This window comes from Planktothrix sp. FACHB-1355 (assembly GCF_014748295.1).
Taxonomy (GTDB): domain Bacteria; phylum Cyanobacteriota; class Cyanobacteriia; order Cyanobacteriales; family Aerosakkonemataceae; genus Aerosakkonema; species Aerosakkonema funiforme_A.
On sequence record NZ_JACJUP010001178.1, the window covers coordinates 1 to 2,135 of the forward strand.

Annotated in this window: 3 protein-coding genes; 2 read left to right on the forward strand and 1 reads right to left on the reverse strand. The window is 41.6% G+C overall.

Annotation, left to right across the window (positions count from 1 at the left end; all coding sequences use genetic code 11):
* The first annotated feature begins 371 nt into the window (after window positions 1–371).
* Together H6S82_RS30430 and H6S82_RS30435 are read left to right on the forward strand one after the other, a co-directional pair.
* Window positions 372–659, forward strand: a complete 288-nt coding sequence (locus tag H6S82_RS30430; protein ID WP_190461703.1) for a type II toxin-antitoxin system Phd/YefM family antitoxin — start codon at window positions 372–374, stop codon at window positions 657–659.
* Window positions 643–885, forward strand: coding sequence for a type II toxin-antitoxin system RelE/ParE family toxin (locus H6S82_RS30435; protein WP_242057172.1), 243 nt, complete (start codon window positions 643–645; stop codon window positions 883–885). Before H6S82_RS30430 ends, H6S82_RS30435 begins: the two co-directional genes overlap by 17 nt.
* A 161-nt stretch (window positions 886–1,046) precedes the next feature.
* Here H6S82_RS30435 and H6S82_RS30440 read toward each other — a convergent pair whose 3' ends face one another.
* Entirely contained in the window at window positions 1,047–1,964 is a 918-nt protein-coding gene (locus H6S82_RS30440) for an ABC transporter substrate-binding protein (protein WP_242057173.1), read from the reverse strand.
* Window positions 1,965–2,135 lie beyond the last annotated feature (171 nt).

Below are 2,135 nucleotides of genomic sequence, written 5' to 3' on the forward strand. Positions count from 1 at the left end.
TAATTACCCAAATATGTTTTGGTGTATTTTCTGCCATGCACGTTAATCTGTGTTTGTTTTGATGGAATGGGGGAGACCTCTCTCCAAACCTCTCTCCTGCAAGGAGAGAGGCTTTGAGTTTTGCGGTTTGGTTGGTTGTGGGCGATCGATCTTATTTCAGAATATCACTCAGTATCGTCATCGTCTGCACTGTATCGATAAATGGCCTCTCCCGTACTTGTGGTGATAATAAAATCTAATAAATAGCTTGTAAAGCTTATGGGATAAGGGCCTTGCTTGCCTTACCTTGAAATCGTACCGACGATCGCACAATAAACAAAACAATGGCCAAATGTTAGCATGAAATTAGCAAATAATTTTTTGAAAATATTATGCTCAGTCTGAGTGACATTTATCCTCTCTCAGAGTTCCAACGGGGTGCGAAAGCTTTCCTGGCAAAACTCAAAGAAACTAAAGCACCCATAGTTCTGACTGTGAATGGTAAAGCTACTGCCGTTGTTCAAGATGCTGAAGGCTACCAGCAACTTCTCGATAAGATTGAGTTGCTGGAGTCTATTGTGGGTATCCGCAAAAGTATTGAAGAATTTGAGCAAGGGAAAGGGATACCTTTGAAGCAGGCATTTGCAGAACTTCGGGAAAAATATGGCTTACCGAATTGAAATATCTCCTACTGCGGTGGCTGATATAGAAAGTATTTTTCTTTGGATCGAGAAAGATTCACCGGAAAAAGCTTATCGCTGGGTAAGAGGGTGTTATGAAATTATATTGACGCTGGAAAACTTTCCCAAGCGTTGTGCTTTGGCGATCGAAAGTGAGTATATGGGAATAGAGGTACGCCAACTTCTCTATAAAAAGCAATTCAATATTTTATTTACTGTTAGTTAAATAGTTGAGCAAGAGCAAGGAATTGTGCGTATTCATCGTGTGCGTCGTTGTTCTCAACAACCACTTCAAAGTATAGATCGACTCTTAGGTGATGAACCAGAAACTTAAACCGCGATCGCCCTTCTGCCCACAAAAAAAGCGAATCGCATACAGTGAAGGCTTCACGCTCGATTTTTATTAACTACCTCTGTTAATTTCTGACAAGTTTCTTCAATTTTATCGAGACTGCCGGGATTCACCAAACCGTAGTAATCAAAAACGTAGATGCGGTTGTTTTGAGTTGCTTTTAGCTTACTCCAAAAAGGTTCGGATTTGAATTGTTCGGAAATCTTCCCACTTGGTTGGTCTACAATCAGAATTGCTTCTGGATTTGCCTGCAATATTTTTTCGGCTGAAAGGGTAAAGTAGCCATCAAGGGGACTATTTGCCTGTAAGTCGGCGACAATATTTTTAATGCCGAATTTTGTCAGCAAATCGCCAGACCAACTATTTTTATTAGGGGATAAAATCGGTTGGCGACTGACTAGCACCAGAGTGGAGGGGGACGCAGCGGCAGGTTTTTCTAGAAATGTTTGATAGCGGGTTAAAAGTGGGGTAGAATCGACTGCGATCGCATCAGCAACGGTTTTAGTTATTTCTGTGAGATCGTCCCATTTTTTAATCGTTACGCCAATAGTTGCTATGCCCAATTCTTTTAATTTTGGCAATATTTGCGCGTGAAAATCTTTGTTACCGATAACGAGGTCTGGTTTGAGGGATATCAGTTTTTCTAAATTCGGTAGTGTCTGTCCTTCGCTCACTTTTGGGATATTTTGAAATCTGCTATCTTGAGCGAACAATCTGCTACCGACCATCCCCACAATTTTAGTTTTATCCAATCGATAAAGAATATCGGATGTGAGAGAAGTGAGAGTGATAACTCTTTGGGCTACTTTGGGAGTGGTGTCAGTTGTAGTGTTATTCGATGGAGTGGTAGCAGCAGTGCAAGCTACTAACACTAAACTCAATAAAATTGCGGTAATGATGGATATGTAACGACGCAACATGATTTTGGGAATGGGGAATGGGACATGGGGCATGGGGCATGGGGATTTACAATCGGAAATTCTCCCCATATCCCACTCAGCTTTAACGATCGCATAATTAACTATACAGCAACCGCCAAGGCAGTTAGGACGTTCTTAATTCCGGAAACGTTTGATAATAGCCACTTCTTCCCCTAGTCCCTAGCCCCTAGCCCCTAGCCCCTA

Bases quoted from the DNA above. Each gene is read 5' to 3' on its own strand.
- H6S82_RS30440 (WP_242057173.1), bottom strand. From the start codon at position 1,964: ATGCCCCATGTCCCATTCCCCATTCCCAAAATCATGTTGCGTCGTTAC.
- H6S82_RS30435 (WP_242057172.1), top strand. From the start codon at position 643: ATGGCTTACCGAATTGAAATATCTCCTACTGCGGTGGCTGATATAGAA.
- H6S82_RS30430 (WP_190461703.1), top strand. From the start codon at position 372: ATGCTCAGTCTGAGTGACATTTATCCTCTCTCAGAGTTCCAACGGGGT.